The sequence below is a fragment of the Vibrio sp. 99K-1 genome (assembly GCF_013114585.1).
GTDB classification, from domain to species: Bacteria; Pseudomonadota; Gammaproteobacteria; order Enterobacterales; family Vibrionaceae; genus Vibrio; species Vibrio chagasii_B.
Map to the genome: position 1 here is coordinate 38730 of NZ_VTXF01000005.1, position 25615 is coordinate 64344.

The 25615-nt window shown below is 43.8% G+C and carries 25 protein-coding genes; 16 read left to right on the forward strand and 9 right to left on the reverse strand.

The window, feature by feature from the left end; translation table 11 throughout:
* The first annotated feature begins 103 nt into the window (after positions 1-103).
* Positions 104-2359, forward strand: coding sequence for a peptidase U32 family protein (locus F0228_RS05445; protein ID WP_105057123.1), 2256 nt, complete (start codon positions 104-106; stop codon positions 2357-2359).
* Positions 2360-2465: 106 nt separating this feature from the next.
* Here the strand turns inward: F0228_RS05445 and F0228_RS05450 are convergent, their stop codons facing one another.
* The gene (locus F0228_RS05450) at positions 2466-2930 is read right to left on the reverse strand and encodes an acyl-CoA thioesterase (RefSeq protein WP_008217785.1); all 465 of its coding nucleotides are present in this window, start codon (positions 2928-2930) and stop codon (positions 2466-2468) included.
* 126 nt (positions 2931-3056) lie between these two features.
* Complete coding sequence (locus F0228_RS05455; protein WP_171731875.1) at positions 3057-4895, reverse strand: ABC transporter ATP-binding protein/permease; 1839 nt, start codon at positions 4893-4895, stop codon at positions 3057-3059.
* A 517-nt stretch (positions 4896-5412) separates the two neighbouring features.
* On the opposite strand from F0228_RS05455, the gene artP reads away from it, so the two are divergent.
* From artP to F0228_RS05535, 15 genes are all read left to right on the forward strand, one after another.
* Positions 5413-6141, forward strand: coding sequence for an arginine ABC transporter ATP-binding protein ArtP (gene artP, locus F0228_RS05460; RefSeq protein ID WP_116870621.1), 729 nt, complete (start codon positions 5413-5415; stop codon positions 6139-6141).
* A 97-nt stretch (positions 6142-6238) separates the two neighbouring features.
* Positions 6239-6970 carry an arginine ABC transporter substrate-binding protein gene (locus F0228_RS05465; protein WP_102424729.1) on the forward strand — a complete coding sequence of 244 codons (732 nt, stop codon included), beginning with the start codon at positions 6239-6241 and terminating at the stop codon, positions 6968-6970.
* A 3-nt stretch (positions 6971-6973) separates the two neighbouring features.
* Positions 6974-7660 (forward strand): arginine ABC transporter permease ArtQ, encoded by a 687-nt coding sequence (gene artQ / locus F0228_RS05470; protein WP_171731873.1) that lies wholly within the window; start codon positions 6974-6976, stop codon positions 7658-7660.
* Positions 7657-8325, forward strand: coding sequence for an arginine ABC transporter permease ArtM (gene artM / locus F0228_RS05475; RefSeq protein ID WP_171731872.1), 669 nt, complete (start codon positions 7657-7659; stop codon positions 8323-8325). Before artQ ends, artM begins: the two co-directional genes overlap by 4 nt.
* 313 nt (positions 8326-8638) lie before the next feature.
* Positions 8639-8989 (forward strand): RidA family protein, encoded by a 351-nt coding sequence (locus F0228_RS05480; protein WP_171761979.1) that lies wholly within the window; start codon positions 8639-8641, stop codon positions 8987-8989.
* A gap of 174 nt (positions 8990-9163) precedes the next feature.
* Positions 9164-9790, forward strand: a complete 627-nt coding sequence (locus F0228_RS05485) for a hypothetical protein (RefSeq protein ID WP_061034095.1) — start codon at positions 9164-9166, stop codon at positions 9788-9790.
* A 142-nt stretch (positions 9791-9932) separates the two neighbouring features.
* Positions 9933-10601 (forward strand): hypothetical protein, encoded by a 669-nt coding sequence (locus F0228_RS05495; RefSeq protein ID WP_171761981.1) that lies wholly within the window; start codon positions 9933-9935, stop codon positions 10599-10601.
* 126 nt (positions 10602-10727) lie between these two features.
* Complete coding sequence (locus tag F0228_RS05500) at positions 10728-11507, forward strand: FRG domain-containing protein (protein WP_171731196.1); 780 nt, start codon at positions 10728-10730, stop codon at positions 11505-11507.
* 155 nt (positions 11508-11662) lie between these two features.
* A complete protein-coding gene (locus F0228_RS05505; RefSeq protein WP_171731195.1) occupies positions 11663-12118 on the forward strand; it encodes a GNAT family N-acetyltransferase in 456 nt (151 codons plus the stop codon).
* 60 nt (positions 12119-12178) lie between these two features.
* Positions 12179-12733, forward strand: coding sequence for a nucleotidyltransferase family protein (locus F0228_RS05510; protein ID WP_171731194.1), 555 nt, complete (start codon positions 12179-12181; stop codon positions 12731-12733).
* Positions 12734-13000: 267 nt separating this feature from the next.
* Positions 13001-13639, forward strand: a complete 639-nt coding sequence (locus F0228_RS05515) for an RraA family protein (protein WP_171731193.1) — start codon at positions 13001-13003, stop codon at positions 13637-13639.
* Between the two features lie 164 nt (positions 13640-13803).
* A complete protein-coding gene (locus tag F0228_RS05520; RefSeq protein WP_171731192.1) occupies positions 13804-14226 on the forward strand; it encodes a hypothetical protein in 423 nt (140 codons plus the stop codon).
* Between the two features lie 44 nt (positions 14227-14270).
* Positions 14271-14678, forward strand: coding sequence for a hypothetical protein (locus F0228_RS05525; protein ID WP_171731191.1), 408 nt, complete (start codon positions 14271-14273; stop codon positions 14676-14678).
* Between the two features lie 345 nt (positions 14679-15023).
* Positions 15024-15356: a YnfA family protein gene (locus F0228_RS05530; protein WP_171731190.1), complete on the forward strand. Its 333-nt coding sequence runs from the start codon at positions 15024-15026 to the stop codon at positions 15354-15356.
* Positions 15357-15413: 57 nt separating this feature from the next.
* The gene (locus F0228_RS05535; protein ID WP_171731189.1) at positions 15414-15629 is read left to right on the forward strand and encodes a DUF6434 domain-containing protein; all 216 of its coding nucleotides are present in this window, start codon (positions 15414-15416) and stop codon (positions 15627-15629) included.
* Between the two features lie 85 nt (positions 15630-15714).
* Here the strand turns inward: F0228_RS05535 and F0228_RS05540 are convergent, their stop codons facing one another.
* The 7 genes from F0228_RS05540 to F0228_RS05570 form a co-directional block, all read right to left on the reverse strand.
* The gene (locus tag F0228_RS05540) at positions 15715-17217 is read right to left on the reverse strand and encodes an efflux transporter outer membrane subunit (protein ID WP_171731188.1); all 1503 of its coding nucleotides are present in this window, start codon (positions 17215-17217) and stop codon (positions 15715-15717) included.
* Positions 17218-17229: 12 nt separating this feature from the next.
* Positions 17230-20340, reverse strand: coding sequence for an efflux RND transporter permease subunit (locus F0228_RS05545; RefSeq protein ID WP_171731202.1), 3111 nt, complete (start codon positions 20338-20340; stop codon positions 17230-17232).
* 9 nt (positions 20341-20349) lie between these two features.
* Positions 20350-21459 carry an efflux RND transporter periplasmic adaptor subunit gene (locus F0228_RS05550; RefSeq protein WP_171731187.1) on the reverse strand — a complete coding sequence of 370 codons (1110 nt, stop codon included), beginning with the start codon at positions 21457-21459 and terminating at the stop codon, positions 20350-20352.
* 99 nt (positions 21460-21558) lie between these two features.
* Entirely contained in the window at positions 21559-22437 is an 879-nt protein-coding gene (locus F0228_RS05555; RefSeq protein ID WP_171761982.1) for a LysR family transcriptional regulator, read from the reverse strand.
* A gap of 177 nt (positions 22438-22614) precedes the next feature.
* Entirely contained in the window at positions 22615-23274 is a 660-nt protein-coding gene (locus F0228_RS05560) for a sugar transferase (RefSeq protein ID WP_032498275.1), read from the reverse strand.
* A 9-nt stretch (positions 23275-23283) separates the two neighbouring features.
* Positions 23284-24471, reverse strand: a complete 1188-nt coding sequence (locus F0228_RS05565) for a glycosyltransferase family 2 protein (protein WP_171731186.1) — start codon at positions 24469-24471, stop codon at positions 23284-23286.
* On the reverse strand, positions 24468-25568 hold the full coding sequence (locus F0228_RS05570) for a glycosyltransferase (RefSeq protein ID WP_061034081.1): 1101 nt from the start codon (positions 25566-25568) through the stop codon (positions 24468-24470). The genes F0228_RS05565 and F0228_RS05570 overlap by 4 nt, the downstream gene beginning before the upstream one ends.
* Between the last annotated feature and the right edge of the window lie 47 nt (positions 25569-25615).

Here is a 25615-nt window from a genome sequence, read left to right on the forward strand (position 1 = left end):
GTTGAGGTCATTGAGTTTGAAAAGTGTTGTACAGTGGTAAACAGATCGTGATGTGGGTAGAATACGCGGCTTAAAAATTATAAGTAAGTGAGCGACTTCAAAAATGAGCAGAAAAATTGAGTTATTAGCCCCTGGTGGCGATGTAGAAGCGATTAAAGCAGCCATCGTAGCCGGAGCAAATGCAGTTTATTGCGGTTTAGATACCTTCAACGCTCGTAACAGAGCTTCTAACCTGTCGTTAGATGAGTTGAACGGGGTAATCCGCCTTGCTCATGAATACGGTTGTGAGATCTTTCTAACGCTTAATGTAGTGTTGCTGGAGCACGAAACGAAGAGCATTACTAAGCTATTAAACCAGCTGGTGAACACCAAGGTAGACGGCATCATTGTCCAAGACTTGGGCTTGTTTAACCTAGTGAAGAAGCACTTCCCATCATTAGATGTTCACGCTTCAACTCAGCTAACCACACACAACGAAGGTCAGATTAAGTTCCTGTCTAAGGTTGGTGCATCGCGCGTTAACTTATCTCGTGAGTTGAACCTACCTGAAATTAAAATGCTGACTGAAGTCGCACACGACCATGATGTACTAACAGAAGTGTTCGTACATGGCGCACTGTGTATCGCGTTTTCGGGTCAATGTTACTCAAGCTCAGTAAGTGTGGGGAACTCAGGTAACCGCGGTCGTTGTAGCCAAGCATGTCGTGATGAATATGAAATCACCAATGCGGGTAACCGCTTTCCACTGAACCTAAAAGACAACTCTGCCTATTACGATTTGCCAGAACTGGTAGACGCAAAGGTAGACTCGCTTAAAGTCGAAGGTCGTATTAAAGGCGCACACTACGTTTACACCGTGGTAGATACGTGGCGTAAGCAGATCGATAGCTTTGTACAAGAGGGTTTGTTGCTTGAAGACGATGCTAACCTACACAAAGTATTCAACCGTGAATTCACGAACTCTTTCCTTAAGGGCAACTTAACGAAAGACATGTTCATCGATAACCCTCGTGATAACAGCATTAACTATGCGGTTGAGCAGGCGAAAGAGAAGAACAACGAAATCTCAGTGGTTCAGATTCAAGAAGCGACAGTACAGCTGCATGAAGCGAAAGATGTACTTGGTGACGAAATGCGTGACAAGATTAAGTTCCTTGATATCCGTAAAACGCCGGTTGCTATGTCTTTCAGCGCAAAAGCAGGTCAGCCATTTACGGTGACAGTGAAGACAGAAAAAGAGAACTTCACCCTGCAATCTAAATCGCTGCTTACAGCAACAGAAGAGAAAGCGATCACTCAGGAGCTACTTGAGAAGCGATTCAAAAACGTGAAGAGTGCGGTTCACACACTAGAAAGCCAAGATTTCAGCGAAGTGGACTCTGGGCTAGTGATTCCGTTGAAAGAAGTGTCTGACCTTAAAGACGAGATCGACTTCATTCTAAATGGCTCTGTTGAAGTGATTAAGCACGTTGAAGTGCCAGCACTGCCACAGCATCCTAAAGTGAACGAAAAGCCGACTATGTCAATGCTTATCGCTGATGTTGCAGACCTGCACCTATGTGATGTGACGGATGCGGACGTTTACTTCAAGCTACCAGAAAGTTTTAAAAAGCGTTGTAACAAGTACATCGATATCTTAGCGGCAAACCCACGTTTGATTCCTTGGTTCCCTGCAGTATTGATCGGTAAGGACTACGACGAAGCCGTTCGTATCCTGGAAGTCGTTAAGCCTGCTCGCATCGTGACTAATAACACGGGTATCGCATACAAGGCTTACGAAATGGGTATCGAGTGGGTTGCAGGTCCATTCATGAACACGACAAACTCTCACGCACTAGTGACGCTTAAAGAAGAGCTAAACTGTGCGGGCGCGTTCATTTCGAACGAGATCAACAAAGGTCAGATTCGTCATATTCGCCGCCCAGAGAACTTCAAACTGTTCTACAGCATTTACCACCCAATCTTGATGATGACTAGCCGCCAATGTTTCTTCCAAAGAACAGTAGGCTGTAACAAACCAAGCATCGAAGCGGGTTGTATGTTGAAGTGTGAGAAAGCTACCACGATTACTAACGTGAAAGGTATCTCGTTCGCTGTTGATAAGCAGAAGGGTGGCTACCCAAGCATTTACAACCACGAGCAGTTCCTAAACCATGACGCTGTAACGGATTTCTCTGGCCTGTTTGACGAATTCTTCATTGACCTAACCAACATCGGCGCGGGTTCAAAAGAAGTTCAAGACAAGGTAGAGCTGATTAAGCACTTCGAAGGTTTAATCAACGGCGTTGAAGGCTCACAGCAACACCTAGAGCAACTTGTCGAGATTCGTACTAACGCTCAGTACGTTCAAGGTTTATAAGGCTTAACTGCTTATCAGCACAGTGAACCAAGAAACAAAAAGCCACTCAAACGAGTGGCTTTTTTTATATCTGAGGTTTCTAATTCGGTCTGAATTAACGAATCGTTTATTCCGTTACTGCTTCTTGTTTGAAGCATGGGCTTTTAAGCGTGTTCATGCGTTCAATTTCACTGGTTAGGCGCAGTGACAGCAGCGCTTTTTGGTTCGATGCAAAGTCGAACATCACGATAGTCGCTGTACCAACAGTAGTCAGCTTTTGTTGCGCTTTACTGACGATCGCGTATTCCATGGTAAACCGATCGTCTTGAATATCGGTGACTCGTGAACCCACCATCAAAGTATCAGGGTAGGTGACAGGTCGGAAATATTTACAATAAGTGTCGCCAAGAACAGGGCCAACTTTGGTAATTGCCATCTCTTCCATTAGCTCTACGTGCTTAAAGAAATCTAAGCGAGCGGTTTCAAAGTAGCGAAAATACACAGCGTTGTTGACGTGATTGAGTGCGTCCATTTCTCCCCAAGCGACTGGGATTTCTGTTACTACCGGGTAGTCAGATAATAATGCTTCCATGCGAACTCTCTTATTGTTATTTATCCTTCATTGGAATAAAAACCCTACCGCTAATTTAACAAAACTGCAACACGTGTGATTTAAGTTTTTGAAGCTAGAAATCACACGTTGTCAGAGACTTGGCTGTTAGTTATTAGCAGGTTCGTCACTCAGGTGTTTGAATTGGAGTTCAACCAGGCGTTGGTAAAGTTCACAGCTGTTGATGAGCGACTGGTGGTTGCCGATGTCTACAAGCTGTCCTTGATCGAGTACTGCAATTTGGTTTGCGTGTTTGATTGTCGATAAACGGTGGGCGATGATGATCGTTGTTCTGCCGCGCATTAATTCTTCCAATGCTTGCTGAACATGATGCTCACTTTCACTGTCTAGAGCACTTGTCGCTTCATCTAACAACAGAATATTAGGATCTTTCAAGATGGCACGTGCAATCGCAATGCGCTGACGTTGACCACCGGAAAGCCTTACACCGCGCTCACCGAGGAAGCTATGATACCCATCGGGTAGGTTCTGAATAAACTCATGTGCGTGTGCTTTTTTCGCGGCTTCAATCACTTGTTCATCGGTCGCTTCTGGGTTGCCGTAGCGAATGTTATGGAACACATCGTTACTGAATAGAGCAGGCTGTTGAGGAACAAGCGCCATCTGTTTTCTTAGTTCATTCGGGTCAAACTGATTCAGTTCCACACCACCAAGCGTCACTTTACCCATTTGAGGGTCGTAGAAACGTTGCAGTAATTCAAATAGGGTGGTTTTACCTGCACCAGATGGGCCAACTAACGCCAATACTTTACCTTCGTGCGCGGTTAACGACAGGTTGCTTGTTGCTGGTTGATCAGGTCTAGACGGGTAACAGAAGGTCACATTATCAAAAGCGACTTCTGGCGTTAAGTTATCGAGCGATGTTGGATTCTCGACTGGGGCAACGATGTGGCTTTCCACTTGCAGAATCTCAATTAAACGCTCAGTAGCACCTGCTGCGCGTTGCAATTCGCCCATCACTTCAGAAATTGTCCCTAGGGATGAAGCGACCATAATCGCGTAAAAGACAAATGCAGCCAGATCGCCGGCGGACATTGTGCCGTTGATAACATCAGTACCACCCACCCAAAGCATGCCTGCAATCGCACTGAACACGATAACAATCACGCCAGAGATAAGAATCGCGCGCTGTTTTACGCGTTGACGACCAATTTCATAAGCCTTTTCTACTTCAAGCGCGAATGATGCTTTCTCTTGAGCTTCTCGGCTGTAGCTCTGCACGGTTTTGATGTGCTCAATCGCTTCGCCCGCATAAGAGCCGACGTCTGACATCGAATCTTGGCTTTTACGTGATAGCGCTCTTACACGACGCCCGTAAACCAAAATTGGAATCAAGATAAACGGCACCGATGCCAGCACGATAAGCGTGAGTTTAATGTTGGTGGCAAACAACATGATGATTGCACCAAGGCACATTAGCGCGCTGCGCATCGCCATCGAGAACGAAGAGCCGATGATACTCTGAAGCAGGGTGGTGTCTGTTGTAATGCGCGACATGATGTCGCCACTGCCATTGGTTTCAAAGTAGCTCGGATGGAGTGTTACCACGTGATTGAAGACGGATAGGCGGATATCTGCACTCACGCGTTCGCCTACAGAAGACACCAAATAGAAGCGGAAGAAGGTACCAATAGAGATCAATACCACCACAACCATGATGAATTGGATTGCGCTACCTAAGTCTGATAACGATTGTTGGCTAAAACCTTGGTCAATAAGAAGGCGAATACCGTGTCCCACTGAAAGGGTTAAGCTCGCTGTGAAGATCAAAGCGATCAGAGCTGCAATCACGCGGCCTTTGTAAGGTTGAATAAATTTAATCAGCTCAAGCAAAATGCTGAGGCTTTTCTTCTCTGGTTTTGATTCTGGATTCTGTTGAGTCTGTCGCTGAGTAGCCTCAAGCGTAGAAGAGACATCGTTTTGCATATGATTGCCTTAGTGTTTGTCGCTTTAAGAATAGATGACTGGTTACTTGTAATACGTCTTGTTCGCTGGCAAGTGCTAGTTATTGAGAATAGATGCCATTAAAGCATTTATTGGAGCGTCACGCTTCCTAGGAAACTCAATTTTCAATAACTCGTGTGCATTCGATGCGTACGTGGAAAGCTAAACAAAAGAAAAATTAAGCACACTTATTCGCTCCTGTCAGAGTAATAATAGGGTGGTTACCCCTGATTTTTATTCAGGTTTATAGGTTCAATTAAGAGTCTACTACCTTCGCTGATTAAGTGGGTTTGGATTTATATAAACGTTTGCTTTTTGGTGTCATATCCGAGTTTTCAATAGCTTGGATGAAAAAGAGGTAGGAGCAGTTAATGAGGCTGTTTTTTGTGCAATATTTGTTACAAAAATTCAACAAATTAATTTTTTATACATTTTTCTTGCATAAAAGTTCAGTTTAAATAGAATAACCAACAAATGACAATTAATGCAGTATTTTGGCATGAGTATTCAAGTAAAGAGCATCAATAAATCATACGGCGATATCCAAGTTCTTCACGACATCAGTTTTAACTGTGAGAGTGGTGAAACCTTGGTCCTGCTTGGCCCAAGCGGCGCCGGTAAGAGTTCACTACTGCGTGTTTTGAACCTGCTAGAAATTGCGGATAACGGTGAGCTAGACATTGCGAATGAGCAATTCGATTTTTCTAGCCAGATCCAAGAGAAGCAGGGGCTGAAACTTCGTCGTAAAGTCGGCATGGTTTTCCAACAATACAACTTGTGGCCACACATGACGGTAATGGAAAACTTGATTGAAGCACCAACTAAGGTTGCAGGCCTAGATAAGCAAGAAGCGATCAAACAAGCGCAAACGGTTTTGAAAACGTTACAGCTTGCAGACAAAGCAGACGCTTGGCCGTTACAACTATCAGGTGGCCAGCAACAACGTGTCGCCATTGCTCGTGCTCTTATGATGAAGCCAGATGTATTGCTATTTGACGAACCAACAGCGGCTCTTGACCCAGAGATCACCAACCAAGTTGTTAGCATCATCAAAGAGCTAAGCGGCACCGGGATTACTCAGGTGGTAGTGACTCACGAAGTTGACTTCGCCAAGAAGATTGCGAGCCACGTTCTTTACCTTGAGAAGGGTTACATCGTGGAACACGGCACTAGCGACGCATTTATTAATCCGCAGACTCCAGAGTTTGCTGAGTATTTGACTCACTAAGTCACTGACTAGATTTACCTAAACACAACATCGATTAAAACAATCAAATTATAAGAATGGCCACAGGCCACTATCACAATGTATTCGGAGTAACAAAATGAAAAAGATTCTACTAGCTTCACTTATCGGCCTTGCTTCTTTCAATGCAGCAGCTCAAGAAGAAATCAAATTCGCAATGGAAGCGACTTATGCACCATTCGAATACATGGATGAGAACAACCAAATCCAAGGCTTCGACGTTGATCTAGCAAACGCACTTTGTGAAGAGATGAAAGCAACGTGTACTTTCCACAACCAAGCATTCGATAGCCTGATCCCAGCTCTTAAATTCAAACGTTACGATGCGGCTATCTCTGCAATGGACATCACTGAAGCACGTCTTCAACAGGTAAACTTCTCTGACGCTTACTACGACAACTCTGCAGCATTCATCTCTATTGAAGGCAAAGTAGCAGACCAAGCAGCATTAGAAGGCAAGCGTATCGGTGTTCAAAACGGTTCTACTCACCAAAGTTACCTTCTGGAGCAACTGCCAGGTGTGACAGCTGTTCCTTACTCAAGCTACCAAGATGCATTCATCGACATGAAAAACGGTCGTATCGATTCTGTATTCGGTGACACAGCGGTAGTAGCTGAATGGTTTAAGAAAGAAGACAACCTAACGTACGTTGGCGACCAAGTAACAAACCAAGAGTACTTTGGTAATGGTTTTGGTATCGCAGTAAACAAGAGCAACCCAGAGCTAGTTGCACAACTGAACACAGCACTTGCAGCAGTTAAAGCAAACGGCGAGTACGACAAGATCTTCAACAAGTACTTCGGTAAGTAATTTATGGAATTAACGGGTTACTCTTTAGGGCTCGTCGAGGCAAGCTGGATGACTATTCAGCTTGCATTCGTAAGCCTATTGGTTGGATTAGTTTTAGCGGTAATGTTTGCTGGCGGTGAAATGTCTCGTCGCATTGCAATCAAATGGCCGACAACCGCGTTCGTGACAATCGTACGTGGTCTACCAGAAATCTTGGTAGTTTTGTTTATCTACTTTGGTTCAACGCAAGTGCTCTTCATGATCACTGGTGATTTTATTGAAGTAAGCCCGTTCTTATCTGGTGTTGTTGCGTTGTCACTTATCTTCGCTTCTTACGCTTCACAAACCATTCGTGGTGCTTTGAAAGCGGTAAGTAAAGGGCAGAGAGAAGCGGCGAGTGCATTGGGTATTCCACAATCGCACGCATTCTTCAGAATTGTTTTGCCACAAGCAGTAAGACACGCATTACCAGGCTTAACGAACCAGTGGTTGGTTCTATTGAAAGATACCGCATTGGTTTCTCTGATTGGCGTAACCGATCTTCTGAAGCAAGCGCAACTAACATCAGCAGCAACGCACGAAGCATTTACTTGGTACGCAACGGCGGCAGCTATCTACCTAATCATCACATTGATCACGCAAAGAGCAGTAAAAGTGATTGATGGTAAGTTCTCTATTCAAGGTTTGGGTAACAAAGGGGCAATGGCATGAATCAACAATACCTCTCTCAAATGCTTGAAGGTTTAGCGACCAGTCTTCAACTCACAGGCGCGTCACTGCTTGTTGGTTGTATCTTGTCGCTGCTGATGACGGTAACACTGATCCTAAGATTACCTGCGATTCACTGGGTAACACGCGGCATCATCACCTTGTTCACCGGTACACCATTACTGGTTCAGATCTTCTTGGTGTATTACGGCCCTGGTCAGTTCGATTGGATTCGTGAAAGCTTCATGTGGATATGGCTTAGCCAACCTTGGTTCTGTGCAATGTTAGCATTGGCTTTGAACACTGCGGCATACAGCACGCTACTGTTCAGAGGTGCATTCAACGCGATTCCTGCAGGGCAGTGGGAAGCATGTCGTGCACTAGGTATGGACAAAATCGCGACCCTTAAAGTGCTATTGCCATACGCACTACGCCGCGCCGTTCCTGCTTACTCGAACGAAGTAATTTTAGTCTTCAAAGGCACATCGCTGGCAAGTACCATCACCATTATGGATTTGATGGGCTACGCGCAGCGTATTAACGGCCAAACCTACGACACACTAACTGTGTTCGGTATTGCTGGCGCATTCTACCTAGCAGTAAACGGTATTTTAACGCTGATCTTCCGCCAAGTTGAAAAGAAAGCTCTAGCATTTGAAGCTGCATAATCTAGCCACTCACGAGTCTAATTAACGTATAAAGCCTGCCATTTATGTTCGCATAGATGGCAGGCTTTTTTGTGCTCTCAACATGGTTAGTAGATCTGGGAGTATATACAGTGCGAGCGATTTTCGCTAGATTCATACTATATGGAAATATTCTATATTTTGTTATTCGATGTACCTATCTATGTTTTAAGTCACTGAAATAATGAAATTAATTGTGCTAGAGTACCTTGCATATGAAACTAGATAGAATGATTCTGTGTTTAAGTGCAGAATTTCTCTGTCTAATAGCTGTTAGCAGTTCAAGGAGAACAAAATGATCGAAAGGAAGCGGGGTGTCTATCAAGGTCGGAATAAGTCCTCAGCATATAAAGACTTGGTTTGGACGGTAGCAACATCATCAGACACTTCTCTGGATATAGTTGGTCAAACTAAACTGACGCTAGAAACGATAGAACAAAACCTTAAAGAATTGGGCTCTGACAAAACTCAAATAGTAATTGCGCAAGTGTTTATCGCCAATATGCCAGATAAACCTAAAATGGATAAAGTTTGGTGTGAGTGGTTGGGTGAAAATCCAGAACACTGGCCTCAACGAGCGTGCCTAGGTGTTGCGTTAGAAGGTGACGTACTTATTGAAGTGACAGTAACAGCGGTAAGACGTTAGAACACTGCTAACAAGCAATTTAAGAGGGATTCACAACGCTTGGCATTTTTGCTTCTACTTCAAATATAGTGTTTATGGCACAATGCATTAGGTTGGGTGGAGGCGTTGTTCACCCCTTAATTGGGCGTTATATAAACCTAATAAACACCCAGCCACAGTGATAATGGAAGAGAAATGATTGAACTATTTGAACCTTTGAAACCATACCTCCCCATGATTACCATGGGGTTAGCAATATGGTCATTGTGGAATTCAATCAAAAACCGGAAACAAAGTAACGAGCTAAAAATGCAGGACTTGGCATTGAAGCGTTTAGAAAGGGAAGACAGGTTTCGATACCAACATCCTCACATGTATGTGTGTTTAGATGCAAACTTGCCGGTTGGTGATCCACCTACTATTTCTGCGAGCGAAATAGTGGTAGCTAATCGTGATGAGAGAGATGTTCGAGTTGAGACAATAGAATGGGCTTACAGCAATGGCTCAAGTTGGCCTGTTGAAAATTTAAATTTTCAGCCTACAGTATTGAGTACTTCAGACTCTTTTACGTTTAACATTGATCCGGATGTAAATATATTCAGGTTCAGCAGTGGTAAAGCTAGCGATATGGTTTTTAATATCGTAGACCTATCTATAAAGGTGAAGTTGTCGACTGATGGCGGTCAAATATATTCAATTGATAACCCACGTTTAAAAAGGGCATTGCTTTATAAACACGTAAACTCTTACTTTATGAGAAAGTTTGGAGAGTATCTCATTTGCCGTAGATACAACATTGGGCTATGGGAGATATTCATATAACAATCTGTTTAAGATCGATTCGCAACGCGTGGCATTTTTACTATGCGTTGCGTTTAGTGTTTAAGGTGGTATGCGGTGGCTTTGGTATGGCGTTGCTCACACCTCAACAGGGCGTTATGTGTAATCATTGGGAAAAGAGAAAGTGAAGCTTTCAAAGTCGTTAGAAGAATCTCTTAAAAAAGATGATCTGAGCAATTTAGCTGTAAATCTTGGTGAAGTTGGTATAGATCCAATTTTAGATAACGGAGTACTAAGAGACATACCGATTCTTTCTAGTCTTGTAGGTGGTATTAATGCGGTTGGTAGCGTGCGTGATGCTCTGTTTACGAAAAAGCTTATATCATTCCTTTCTGAGTTGTCTGATATTCCGGTAGAACAGCGCCGAAGTATGATCGATTCAATTGATAACTCGGATGACTACAAAGTAAAAGTTGGAGAGAAGCTTATCTATATCATAGAGAAAGCAGAAGACCACTATACGAGTAAAATCATAGCAATATTCTTCTCTGAGTTTCTTGTTGGAGAAATTACATACAATCAATTTTTAAAAATTAGTCGAATTATCGATAGTATGTTTATTGGTGATTTTTTAGAGTTTGCTAGTGAGTCGTCAGAACCGATTGATTTTAATTCTGAAAATACATTTATTAACACTGGCTTAGTCGATGTGTATTTTGAACCTGTGGTAGTTAAAGATAGCGATTGTTACGATGACTGTGAGAAATACGAAACGAGTGGAGGTGCGAGCCTGTACATCACTTCTATCGGTGAGATTGTAAGGTTAGTACTCAAGGGAAAAAATTACACATAACAAACTGTTCAAGAGGGATTCGCAACGCGTGGCATTTTTACCATGCGTTGGTTTAAGTGATTAAGGTGGTATGCGGCGGCTTCAGTATTGCGTTGCTTACCCTTTAACAGGGCGTTAGGGGAATTAATGAACTATATCGATACAAAATTATTCCGAACAGTAGCTCAGCCGAGTAATTTAATTGAGCTACTATCTTATGTGTCTAAACATGCTGAAGACCGTCGAAATGTGTACTTATGGCGAGGACAGGCTGATATTTGTTGGCCTATACATAGCTCAGCATTTCGCCGACTTTCTAATCGAGGTGAAGTTACAGAATCGAGCATGCAAAGTTATGAAAAGTACTTGCTTGAACACGCAACACATCAAGGTTATCGATTTGAAAATGGTAGAGAGCTATCTGATTTTGAGCTATTAGCTAAACTCCAACATCATGGTGCCGCTACTCGGCTAATTGATGTTTCGCGAAATCTTCTTGTTGGCTTGTGGTTTTGTTGTTCATCAGAACCTCAAGCGACCGGCTTATTGCTGGGTGTTCACTCAGACTTCCTTGGTGGTGGTGAGAATAAAGTTGAAAGTAGAGAATATACGGAAATTTTCGAGGATCTAGAAGAATATGAAAATCCGCAAACGTGGCAACCACCAACGGTAACGAAGCGTATTGCAGCTCAAGGTGGGCAATTTTTATATAGCTCAGTTTCGCAGAACGCAATGGGAAGTCTAACGTTGGATACAGATCCTGAGGCTAACTTACCGATTGCTATAACCCCAGAAGTTAAAAAAGTACTTCTTGAAGAGTTAGAGGGTACGTTTGATATTAGGTACTTAACTCTATTCCCCGATATTGATGGTTTTGGTCATGCTCATAGCTTTAGGTATGACCGTTGGGATGCAGAGCGCTGGTAACATTCTCCATACAATCTGTTTAAGAGTGATTCCCAAGCATGTCATTTTCCATCCAATAGTTGAGTTCGGTTTTTAGGGTGGTAAGGTTAAGCTTTGTCGTCGCATTGCTCATACTTTTATGTGGCGTTAGTAGTCACAAGTAAAAGGATTTATAGATGGAATTAAAGTATCGTTCAGCTGAATTTGAAGATTTGGAAAGTCTTGTTGCTTTGCTTTCAAATGACCCGCTTGGTAGTAAAAGAGAAGATGCGTCTATTCCGTTGAATTGTGGCTATATTGAAGCGTTCGAAGCGATTGCACGAGACCCAAATAACGAATTACTGGTTGTTGAACTGGAAGGCGCTCAGGTCGGGATGCTTCAACTAACCTTTATTCCGTATCTAACGCATATTGGTAGTTGGCGCTGTCTTATCGAAGGTGTTCGAATCCATAGTGACTATCGTGGACAAGGTTTCGGTGAGCAAATGTTCGGACACGCTATCGAATTGACAAAAAACAAAGGCTGTACAATCGTTCAGTTAACAAGTGACAAGCAGCGCCCTGATGCCATCAGGTTCTATGAGAAACTTGGATTCAAAGCAACACACGAAGGGTTCAAACTCGCGCTGTAGGCATCTGCTCACAATCTGCTTCAGTTCTTCTTCACCTTTAGCATGCTCTAATAGGCCAATATGAATAAACAGCTTGAATATCTAATCCATCAAGTTCCTGAGCTAATTGAGACAGCTAAAGTGTGTCGAGAAGTAGGGTTGCCAAACTTCTATATTGCTGGTGGCGCTATTACTCAAGTGATCTGGAATAGCATTGAAAATAAGCCACTTCTCGATCAGGTGAAGGATTTTGATATCGTTTATTTTGATAGTTCTCAGATCGCCAGTGAAGATGAGTTTAAAAGCCGCATTCGCTCACGGTTAAGTCATTCCGTAGATGTTGATGTAAAAAACCAAGCAACTATACATGAGCGCTATTCGACGAAGTTCGGATGTTCCATTCAGCCATATGACTGTGTTGAGCAAGGTATTGAATCTTGGTTATCTGCTTTTGCTATTGGCTTCACCATAGAAGGGTCAGATCACATCAGGATATTTGCACCTTACGGATTAGAAGACGCATTTAACATGTTGATCAAGCCAAATAAGCGAGCAATGACCGAACAGAACTACAACACAATGACGGCGGGCTACAAAGCTAGATGGCCGCAAGTACAAGTCTTAACTTGGGATTGATCTACCAATAAGTGTATATGGAGTGAATAGGTGGGAACTGTAATAGGCTTGGTCGTTTAGCGGCGATAGATTGGTATCTGGTTCGTAAAACAGAGCTTCATATTCATCAATGGATTTCTAATAAATACGCAGAGTATCAACAGAATAAGCGCTACAGTAAGTAACATTAATGAATTACGAAAATTCAAAGTGTATAGAACGGGGTTGAAATGAGAGCCCGTGACTTGTATTTGAGGCTTAAGGATACCCTGGACAAGGAGTGTAAATATGAAGCAAGACTTTTCTACATTAGCGACAACCGAGTACGGAAACATATTGGGTAATCAGTACTTTATGGATTTCAATATTGGTCCTCTTTGGCAGGACATGCCGCGAATTTGTGGCGAAGCTTTTACGGTTCAATTAGCTGCTGGTGATAACTTAATGCTTCATTCTGCAATATATGAAGCACCAAAAGGCTCAATTATTGTCGTCGATGGTGTTGATAGCGAATATGCAGTTGCAGGAGGCAACGTATGCGCAGTTGCTAAGCGTAGAGGCATAAAAGGTTTCATTATTGATGGTGTTATTCGGGATTTGGCTGAAATTACAGACATGAAATTCCCAGTTTTTGCTAAAGGTGTTCATCCAGTTCCGGGAAAAAAAGAGATCTATTCTGAACTAGGTACTGAAATTAGATGTGGAGGCGTAAACGTCTCAACCGGAGATATCATTGTGGCTGATATCGAGGGTGTTGCTGTTATTCCTAAGTTCAGAAAAGATGAGGTATTTTTAATGGCTTCAGATAAAGCTAATAAAGAAGCCTCGTTAACATTGGCTCAGTGGGAAGAGAACCATAAGGCGAAGATTAAGCAAGCAATAATCTGTGCGAAACAAAAACAAAGTGCGCAAAATGATGTAGGTTGACCCAAAGACTTAAGACTTTCGTTACATGAGATTCACCGAAGACTGAGTTTTCTATCGAGTTATTTAGATATAAGTAAGTTTCAGATGCTCAAATTTTGGTAATTAACGTTCCCTGTCGATTATCGAATTTTTCTTCAAGCTAACTACTAAGACAGGGAACTGAAATGAACAGATTAACATGGACTGCACTTGTGCCGCTTTTGCTATCAATGGCCATGGTGTTTAGCACTTATAGTTATGGAAGCGAGAGTGGGTTAGAAGCTTTCACTGTCTCTTTGGTGTTGTCTGCACCTTTAATTTTTACCTTTTTTCTCGTTTTCTCATTTTGCCGAGATGGCGCTGCTGACAGGCATGCGTTACTTGGAACCATTGCCATTTGTATGCATCTATCTACGGTATTGTTACATGTTTGGTGGAATGGATTCATGTTCACCGATGTGACCAGAAACGATGGTTTAGGGCCAGCACAAGGTTACTCGGGTTTGATACTTTGGCTGGGTAGCATCAAGGCGATGATCATTGGCGTCGCTGTTGGAGTCTGCGCACATTTCGTGACTCGAATGGTTAGAAGGCTGGCCTTCAGATAAGATTACGTAGCTTACCAACACCTCTAACAAAAGGAGTTTGAAGTATGTTTTATAGCAAGGAGCTCAACAAAGGGTTGCTCTTGATCCTCATTGTGCTTAGCGTGTTTATTGTATTTACATCTGACAACGGCTTCGGAGCCTTGTTTGCCCTGTCGATAAACGCTTTAATTGCGATTCTCTTTTTCTCCATGACGATTGAGCTCAAAGGCGACACGCTGACTTGGTATTTCGGTTTTGGTTTTTGGCGTAAGGTTGTGAAGGTATCTGATATTGTCGACACATCGTTTTATCAAACTAAGTGGTATCAAGGTATTGGTATCCGAATGTTGAGCGATGGATGGCTGTATAACGCATCGACAGGCTCAGCGTTAAAGCTAAGCTTAAGCGATGGAAAACATATCTATATTGGTTGTAAAGACGCGCAAGGTTTGAAGGCTGTCCTGAAACCATGATGAGTTTATAATCACGAAAAGATAAAGACGTTTTAATACTCAACAAACATACGTTAAAAAGGATAAGGATATGTCTGTTAGCGAGAAGATATTGCATTGCGGGAACTGCAATAAAGAGACGCCCCATATAAGGTTAAGTTCAGCAGAAATTGAAGCGAAACAACTAGATAAAAATACGTTGAAGTCGCATGTGTTGAACATCGTGTTCGGTGTGTTGTTGGGAACTCAAAAGTCTAAGTCTCAAATTAGTTATTTCAGGTGCTCAGTGTGTCACGCAGAGTATGATAATGATGAAAATGTTCCAAATGGCTGGAGCTAGTGGGTTATAAAAAGTACAGGTAAGTTGTGATTGAATTAAAAACGGTAGGTCTTTTTGTACTTACGGCGATAGCGGAAATAGTAGGGTGTTATTTACCTTACCTTTGGCTAAGGGAAGACAAGAGTGTCTGGTTACTGATCCCGGCAGCCATCAGCCTTGCCGCATTTGCTTGGCTACTCACGCTGCACCCTACAGCAACAGGGCGAGTTTATGCGGCTTACGGTGGTGTGTACATCTCAGTCGCGCTGGTATGGCTGTGGCTTGTCGATGGTGAGAAACCAACAACTTGGGATCTAGTTGGTGGTTCGGTTGCGCTGCTTGGTATGGCGATTATTATGTTCGCACCAAGAAACGTGTAATTAGACGCTGTTGTGGCGCAATTTGAATCGCTTATTTTCAAGGAGGAATTAGAGTACATGACAAAGGTTGATTGGCACAAAAATCAGATAGATGAGAATACGTTAATCACAGATAGCTATAAAACGACTCAGAATGTCCGTCGATATTTTAAATCCCAATTTGGTGAGCAGTTTAAGTTTGATCGTGATTTCATGCTTTGGATGAAAAGCTCAGCGGGATTAACGATGGGTGATGCCGTACAAGAGTGGGCGAAGCGCAACCAAGCTAAGTAGTCACGTTTGTTTGAATGGAAAAATACCGCTGATTGATTCAGCGGTATTTTTTGCTTATTGCTTCGGTGAATTGCGTGTCGGTCTCTTAATTTATAGCAGCTAACTCGACATTTTCTGTATTGTTAGAGACTTTCCAATCACCACCGAGTGCTTTGTATACAGCGATAGTCGTGTTCGCGGTTTGCAGCTTGGCGGCTACTTGGCGGTCTTGCATCATCTTTTGTTGTCTTTGTGCATCTAACACAGACAAGTAATCAACAAGGCCAGCCTTGTACAAGGATTTTGCCTTGCTGACGGCGTTATCAACAGCGAGGGTGGCTTCATCAATGCGCTTTTGATTCTCTTGGCTGCGGCCGTACGCGAATAAGCTTGAATCTACCTCAGCGAATGCGCTGTCTACCGAATGTTGGTAATTAAGTGCTGCTGAACGGAATCTCGCTTCGTTCATCTCGACCATAGCTTCACCACGGCCACCATCAAACACATTCCAACTAATACCCGCTGACGCAGCCCAACCGAATGAATCGCTGCTGAATAAGTCGTCAAAGCTTCCAGCGGTAACGCCAGGTGTGCCTGTTAAGAAGAACTTTGGATAACGATTGGCAATACTCGCACCAAGTTCTTCGTTGATAGCGGCCATTTCACGCTCTGCGATGCGAATGTCTGGGCGCTGCTCTAACAAATCTGAAGGGATGCCTGTTGGGATAACATCTTTCATTCTTGGAAGAGTATAGTCACCCGCCAAACGCTGATTAACGTCCGAAAGTGACTCGCCTAGCAATACAGCCATACGCTGCTTGTGAACTTGTTCTGCAATTTCTAGTTGAGGAACAATCGACTCTGTTGCGGCAAGCATTGCTTTGGCCTGTGCCAGATCTAATTCAGAGCCATAACCGCTGCGAACCACTTTGGTTACGAGTTCAAGTGTTTGTTGTTGGTCTTGTATGTTCTCCATGGCGATTGCTTTGCGTTCTTGAGCGCCACGGTATTGAAGGTAGTTGTGGATCACGTCTGCGGTGATTAAGGTATTTAACCCCGATTGGAAGATTTCGGCTTGTTCGACACGAATCGAAGCTGCGTTTGCTTGTCTGTCGATGCGTCCAAACAGGTCCATTTCCCACGCGATGCTCGCGCCAAGAAAACCGCCATCGTGTTGTGCCTCCAACAATGACATACCGGTTGCTGATTCAACCGCATCAGAGGCACCAAATACGGGGCCGAGTAGGGAGTCATTCTCACTCAGTTGGTAGTTGTAGTAACCACCACCGACATTTACGGTCGGTACTTTAAAAGATTCAACAACACTCTTATAAGAGTTCGCCATATTGATCCGTTCAGCAGCTAGTTTGAGTGGTATGTTTTGGCTTTGCACATCAGAAACTAACTGGTTGAGTGTCGGATCATTGAACTGAGTCCACCAATGGTTCTGCTGTTGATTCGTCTCACTGTGGCTTTCACTGTCTTGGCTGTACAAGAAGGTTTCTGCCATTGTGGTTTGTGGCTCCTCGTAATCTGGGCCAACCGCACAACCGGTAAGTAACAAGGCTAGCGCAATAGGAGCCACTTTAAACTTAGGTAATCGATACATGTTTACTGCTCCTTATTGAGTGACGTTAGTTTGTTGGTTACCTGTATTGCTAGGTGTCGTATCAAGCACAACAACAGCATCCTTTATAGCATCTGAAATACTCACTGTTTCTTCTGCTCGATAGAACAGTTTGTATAGCGCGGGCATAACGAACAGAGACAACACGGTTGCAGCCGCCAAACCACCAATAATCGTTGCCGCCATCTGGTCGAATAGGAGATCCGTCAGTAGCGGGATCATACCAAGAGCCGTTGTTAGTGCGCCCATTGAGATCGCCATGGTACGGTTCACGGTTGCTTCTTTAATGGCATCCGACAGAGTACGACCATTGGTGCGTTCCAGTTCAATTTGGTCCATCAGTACAATACCGTTTTTGATGATCATGCCTGTTAGGGTGACTGCACCAATCAAAGCCATGAAGCCGAAAGGTTTATCCAATAACAACAAGCTGAATGTCGCCCCCGTTGCTGCAAGCGGTAATGTGGTGAAGATAATCACAGGTTGCTTAAAGCCGTTAAACATCGCGACTAGAATGATCACCATCAACAACATCGCTTTTGGTAGTTGCTTGAGGATGTCACTCACTGCTTTATGTTCGTCATAGTATTCGCCACCCCATTCAAGGCTGTAACCTGGCGGAAGTTCGATAGCTTCAATATCGTCAATGACGGCATTTCTTACAGCAGCCGGAGTGGTGTAGCGGCCAACACCGGCTTGTGCGGTGATGGTTTTCACACGATCACGACGCCAAATCATGGTCTCTTCGCTTGTTAGTTCAAACCCATCCACCACTTGGCCGAGAGGTACGCTATGTAAGCCCAATAGTGAGCGAACTGGCAATGTCTCTAGTGATTGAAGGCTACGATCTGTGCGTCTAAGTTGGATCGTAATGAGTTCATCGTTTAGGTTCATGCGTCCTAGCGGCATGCCTTCAGAAGCACGCTTCATTGCGAATGCGCTATCAGCGCGGTTGATACCAGCTTGGCGAACCTTATCTTGGTTGATGATCGGCTGAAGCACTTTGCTCTTTTGTCGCCAGTCATCACGCACATACTTGGTATCAGGGTGCGCTTCAAAAATCGCTTTAGCTTGGTTAGATAAATCATGCAGTACAGCAACGTCAGGGCCAGAGAAGCGCGCTTCTACGCTGAATTTATCTGATGTCGCAAGCTTCAAACCTCTGAACCTTGGGTTCGCGTTTGGAAACTCTTTTGCAAGCCATTTGTCACCACGAGCGATTAAGGTACTGAGTGATGGATAATCGGTCGCGTTAATCAATATTTGGCCATACGCAGGGACGAATGGTTCTGGCTCGATCGTTACTGAGAATCGTGGTGCACCAGCGCCAACATAGGTAGAGATACTGGTCACTTCTGGTTGTTCTAATAACCAGGCTTCAATACGCTCCATATCTTGTGACGTTTGTTCGATCTTTGCGCCATTCGGGAGCCAGTAATCAAGGAACAAGATTGGACGGTCTGCTTGCGGGATGAAATTAATCGCAATGCTTGGAATCGCTAGCGCGGTAACCAGAATCAAAGGTATCAGTGCTGACAGTGCTTTAATTGGATTATCGACGGTCCAGTTCACGCTCTTTCGGTACAAGCTGACTTTTGTATCGGTTTTTTGCTCAGTTGGCTTAATGAACATCCAGCACATTAGCGCGGTAAACGTCATTGCGACAAACCATGACAGCAGTAGTGAAGAGGCGATGATCAAGAATACTGAACTCGCAAATTCAGCGGCATCTGTCTGAGAGAAGATAACCGGGCTCGCACCCATAATTGCAATCACGGTCGCGCCAAACAGCGGTGTTGCCGTCTCTTTTACTGAGTCGATAGCTGCAACCGTTCGGTCGATACCTTTGTTAATCTTCACGATCATCATGTCGGTAATCACAATTGCATTATCAACCAACATGCCCAGAGCAAGGATAAAGGTACCGAGAGACACACGGTGTAAGTCGATGTTTGCGATGTTCATATAGATGAGCGTCAGCAGAATCGTAAGTAGTAAACTAGAGCCAACAATGGTTGCACTCTTTAAGCCCATGAAAACGGATAGCACGATAAATACAATCGCAACACTTTCAAGTAGGTTGCTTACGAAGTTATCTATCGACTTTTGAACTTCTTCAGGTTGATTGGCAACGGTGGCGACTTCTACACCCAGAGGCAACGATGCTTGGAACTCATTGACGATTCGATTGATGTCATCGCCTAGAGATACGACATTCACACCAGACACAGGGCTCATGGCAAGCGTCACAGCTGGTATACCGTTGTAGCGGTTTTCTGTCATCATCGGTTCTTGATAGCCCATGGTCACATCAGCAATATCGCCAAGACGGATAAGGCCAGTACCTAAATCACTTACGCCACCTTTAATCATCAGGTTTTTGATGTCCGCTAAAGAAGTGAATTGGCTTGATTGCTGAACTCGAATTCGTTCGCTACCCGCAGAGAACTTACCTGCGTCAAACGTGGTGTTCTGCGTGTTTAACTGGCTCCATACCTGCGCCATAGATAAGTCGTACTGCGCCAAACGTTCATCAGGAATATCAATATGAACAACGCGCGGTTGGACACCATGCAATTCTACTTTTTTAATGCCATCGACGGTTTTAATGCGACGTTGTAACTCTTCCGCATAACTACGAAGCTCTGATGGAGTCGCGTCTTTACCGTAAACTGAGAAAAGCATCCCGTACACTTCAGAAAACTCGTCTTGTACTATGCTGATTTGCGCAGTACTCGGTAGGAGCATCTTCATGTCTGATACTTTACGACGAAGTAGATCCCATTCTTGTGGGAGTTCTTTTGAGTTTAGCGACTCTTTCAAATCGACAAACACCATCGACATGCCTGGACGAGAAAGCGAGCGTAGTCGGTTTAAAGTCGCCATTTCTTGAAGTTTGGTTTCAACCGTATCCGTGACTTGTTGCTCAACTTCTTCAGCCGAAGCTCCAGGGTAGAGAGTGACGACGACAGCCGTTTTTACGGTGAAGCTTGGGTCTTCAAGTTTTCCTAGATCAAAATAAGAATAGAGCCCAGCAATCACGCTTAACGCGGTGAAGAACAGGACAAAGGTTCGTTGCTTTATGGAAAAGTCAGCTAAGTTCATGGTGTTCACCTACAGCTCTTTAACTTGGATGGATGAGAAATGCTGGCCTTCCTTGATGTATTGCGCACCGCTTACGACGACAAAATCGCCATCATTTAAAGTTGAATCGACACACGCGCTGTTTTCTCTCACAGAGGTAATGTTGATCGGCACGGATTCAGCTTGTGAGCCCTTGATAACAAACACTTGTTCATCGCCAGACTGATTAACAATTGATGAGTAAGGTAGGCAGAAATTGTTGCTACTTTCACCTAAATCAGTGGTGAGCGTCACCGCTTTACCAGGTAATAGGTTACGAGAGTCTGTATTAGTTAAATCATCCAAACGATAAGTCACAGAATAGGTCTGTTTTATTGGGTGAGGGAGTGTGGAGATTTCAGTCGCATGACCAGTAATAGACTTTTTTGCGTGATACCAACTGATGGTAGCTTGTTGTTCAGCTTCGAATTGGTGAATCAAGTTTTCTGGTACGTCGATGGTCACTTCAAGCTGTTCCGGCTTATGAATAGTAAACACAGCTACACCAGGAAGCACTTGTTCATATTGATCGAAGTTTGATGAAGCAATCACACCATCGAAAGGCGCTAATAAGCGGGTGTAGCGCACCGAATCTTTCGCTCGACGAATGTTTTGTTCTACTACCTTAACTGCGGCTTCGCTGCGTTCGTAACCGCTGATTGCACGGTCTAGGTTTACGTTAGCAATAGCATCATCAGCAATCGCTTGTTTAACGCGGGCTAATTCGGCTTTTGCTAACTTATGTGCAGATTTCGCTTCTAAAGCGCGAGCTTGCAACTCTTCTAAAGCAACTTGGTAATCGTGTGGGTCGAGTTGAGCGATAGGCTGACCTTTTTGCACGCGATCCCCCGTTTTAACTAGCAATTTTTGTATGGTACCGGGAACACGAAATGCCACGCCTGCGGTTTCTACTGATTGAAGCTTCCCTGTGAAGGTTTTACTCGACTGTTGAGATGCAGATTCAAGTTGGATGACTTGAATAGGGCGTTCTTCCGTTACTTTAGATGAATCTGCAGTTGGCTCCGTAGAAACAGAATGGTTGCAACCGATAAGAGGGAGAAGAGTGGCTGCGAGTAGAGAGTAGCGATAGATGGACATCATGAATTGCTCCTAAATATTGATGGAGCAATTCTATCGAGATGAAGACTAGAGATAATCAGTGCTAACGGTATAACACTGTCATGCTATTTGTGACAATAATTAGAGATTTGGCAGTTCTTGTAACAAGAAATCAATCAATAATTGACTTGCGTGGCTGAGTGCTTTGCGCTGCGGGTACAACAACCAAGCTTCTTCTTGTTGCATGGTGTGATCAGGAAAAAGGTTAATCAGTGACCCTTCTTTAAGCTCTTGTCTCACCATCAATAGAGGTAATAAGGCGATGCCTCGATGGCGGGTAGATGCACCCTTCACAAAGCCGATACTATCACTAACGATAGAGGGTTCTACCTTTACAATTTGTCCTGATATTTCCCACTCTTTATCAACATCACCACTTGGCCAACGGAAACAGACAAACGGAAATTTAGACAGCTCTTCAAGCGTTGTAGGTTTACCCGATTTAGCAATGTATTCAGGGCTAGCAACGAAAATGCGCTGCAAATCCATTACCTTACGCGCGACAACATTAGAATCACTCAAACGACCACCATGCATCGCAAGGTCTAACCCTTGGCGATACATGTCGATAAAACCGTTACTGATGCTGCGAATATCGAGCTCTATTTCTGGGTAGAGATCTTGGAACTTGAATAGGGTGGCTTGGACAATATCACCGGTCTCTGGAAGCAAACCGATCTTGACTCGACCGTGAGGTACTTCCAACAAGTTCGACGCAACGTGATTGGCTTTTTCCAAAGCACTTAATGCCTTCAGCAGTTCGTTGTAATACAGCTCGCCAGACTTGGTAACGGATAGGCTTCGCGTCGTACGGAAGAACAATTGTATATTAAGTGATTTCTCTAAGTCATTGATTCGTCGACTGACATTTGCTCGCGGAAGATCGAGAGCCTTCGCGGCAGCGGTAAAGCTTCCAAGCTCAACAACGGTAGTGAATAGTTTAAGATCTTCAATTTTCATAGTGACGGCCGACTTAGCGTAGATAATTGGGTCAATTAGTCCGCATCGTATACCAGATGGTATATAAAATCGAAAAAACCAATGAGCAATTAACGACTCATTGGTTTTAATAGGACATAAATCAAAAAGTGAGGGACTAGAGTAGTTCGATACTGGTAATTGAATGCAAAGTCTATTTTAGCGCCCACGGCCATCAACCATAACGACGATCGTTTTGGTTATGATGCTTAGGTCTGTTGCAATCCAAGATTTGACCGAGCAAAGGCTCAATGCATAGCTGTGGTCGAATCCAACTTTACGACGAACATCGTCAATACAAGTGTCGTAACCTTGATTGACTTGCGCTAGACCCGTGATACCGGGCATAACGCCGTAGGTACGGTCTGCAAAGTACGGAATCTCGTTTTCTAACTTAGTGTAGAAAGTAGGACGTTCTGGACGCGGACCAATTAAAGACATTTCACCTTTTAGCACATTGAATAACTGAGGGATTTCATCAAGGCGAGTTTTTCTTAAAAAACGACCGACAGGTGTAATTCTAGGGTCGTTTTGTGTCGCCCAAACCGCACCGGAGCGAGACTCAGCATCTTCGTACATGCTACGGAACTTCATTATCTCAAAGATTTCCATTTTCTCTGGTGTTGATTTACCGACACGAAGCTGGCGATAAAGCACTGGACCACGAGAAGTAAAAACAATCGCTAGGGCAATGATAGGGAACACTGGCGACAGAATAATAAGTGCAACCAATGAGGCGACAAAATCGAAGGTACGCTTCGCACGAGAGACTTTGTATTGGTAAAGGTTGTGATTTGATAGTTGGTCAATGTTCATCATGGTCAATCCTTAACGATTTGCTCGAGTCCAAGGTGAGCTTTCAAGTCCGAATAAGTAGCGTAATCCGCCAATGAAGTTGGCATAATGCCCAACGACTAAATAAGAAATTAATGAAATAGGTTTGTTGACTAGGCGCTTAGGTAATATGCAGCCAAGTAAACCAATGGTGTATATCGCAATCTGTGCCCACAGCAGCGCTTCGAACACTAAATAGTGATTTAGGAGAGCTGAACACACTAAGCACATGATCATCAAATAGGGGGTCAGTAGGCGTAGCCCTTTACCTGAAAAGAAAGCGAAAGCGATGCCTTTGAACTTAGGGCTGAACAAGCCGAATAATCGGATGGCTTGCTGCATGTTACCTGCCGAGATACGTAAGCGACGTTTGAAGTCGGTTTTGAGGTTCGACTCTTCAAGCTCCAGTGCAACCATTTGAGTTTCATATTCGGCGATATAGCCTTGCTTGACGATTTGCATCGGTAAAATGAAATCATCATTAATGGTATTGAGTGGCAGTGGCTCGAAAAGTGATGTTCTAAATAAGTAGAAGGCGCCATGAGAACCTAAACTGGACCCCAAAGATGCTTCACACTGTTTCACCGCCGTTTGATATTGCCAATAGGTGTTTTCACCTTCGTTTCCTGTAGGGCATAACAGATAAGTAGCGTTAACGACACCAACCTTGTCACTTTCGAAGTGAGCAGCGGCAATTAAAAGTGCATCCAATGATATCAGGGCTGACACGTCACTAAGTGCTGTGATATCGCTGGTTATGTTTGTCACTTCTTCGTTTACTACTGAGACTTTACCTCGGTTCTGAGTGTGATCATGTATCTCGAAATGGATGTCACTGCATATTGCTTCTTGGATGGTCATTTGAGCAATTTCAACGGTGTTATCCGTACACCCATCACAAGCAATGATTACAGTAAGTTTTTTCTTCGGGTAATCCAATGATGCTAGGTTACGGATTTTATCCGCTATCCATTGCTCTTCGTTAAATGCCGGTACCAGAATAGTGATGCTTGGTAACGTACAATCTTGTTTTTCATCTTTGTAGCAGCGATGGCTTTCTTCTACTTGACGTATTGGATGGCCTTTCGCATACCATCGTAAAAGGATCGGATACGCTGCATGGTGATAGACAATCAACATTCCTGAAAACAAACACAAACCGGCTAATACCCAATCAATCATGCGCAAGCTCCTTGAGAAATATTGTCGTAAGACGCGACCATTTTCACTATATCGAAGTTGTCGAGCACATATTGGCGCGGTGATAGGAAGCGTTGCTGCTGACCCTCTAGCAGCGCGTTGGCTAACTCAATAATGTTTCCTTTTTTTACCAGCGTGCCACTAATTGGACATAGCGTTTCATCAATTGCACCAACATCCATTGCTACCGTAGGAATATTGCAAGCTTGCGCTTCTAACGTAGACAGGGGCAGACCTTCGTGTCGTGAAGGAAGACAGAAAGTATCGAGCGAGCCATAAAATGTGGTCATGTCTTCAACTAACCCCAGAAATATTACGCGTTCGTGTAAACCAAGTTTTGTCGTTAATGCTTCTAATTGGGTTCGCTTTGAGCCGTCACCTGCGAACGCAACAATGAAATTAGCGGGAAGAAAGGAGAGCGCTTTGATGAGTTGGTCTTGTCCCTTCACATGTTCTAAGCGTCCAGCACAGCCAACGATGTGTTTATCGTTAGGTAATTCGAGCTTTTGTCGAGCAATCGCTTTGGGCGTTGGCTTGAATTTATCGCAATCGACACCGTTTTTTATGGTGATGATATTGTTGTATGAAAAAGTATGACGAAGTTGGTCATAGACACGGGTCGCGTCGGCAACTAATGTCGGTTGAGCGGCTTTTAAAGCAAGGGCTTGGAGTCTTCGACGTTTGTTGTTTTTTAAATGCCATGCGTCGTGCTCTGTATGGATACGTGTTGGGACGCCTGAAACTCTCGCGGCGTATCCAGCGTAGAGCAATGGACCAATGTGATGCGTATGGACGACGTCCGGGCGTATTGCTTTAAAAGCTTTAATGAGTTTGACGATGATACCGAATTGAACACCCGGTGCTTTATCTAAAAACACGATCTGATTTTGATACGGTTGTAGTTTCGGCCAATTTTTTATCGCCTTATCTTTGGTTCCTTCTAAGCTAACGATTAGTACTTGGTCGAGTGGCTTTGCAAGACGTAACAAGTCGAGAGTGAGTGTTTCTAAACCTCCTGGCGCTAGGTGCTGAACCACATGTATGACTTTCTTACGTTGGTTTGTATTTGGCTTTTCCATAATGCGGCTCCTTGCACTGACGTTTTAAGTCTTTTTGCTAAACATAT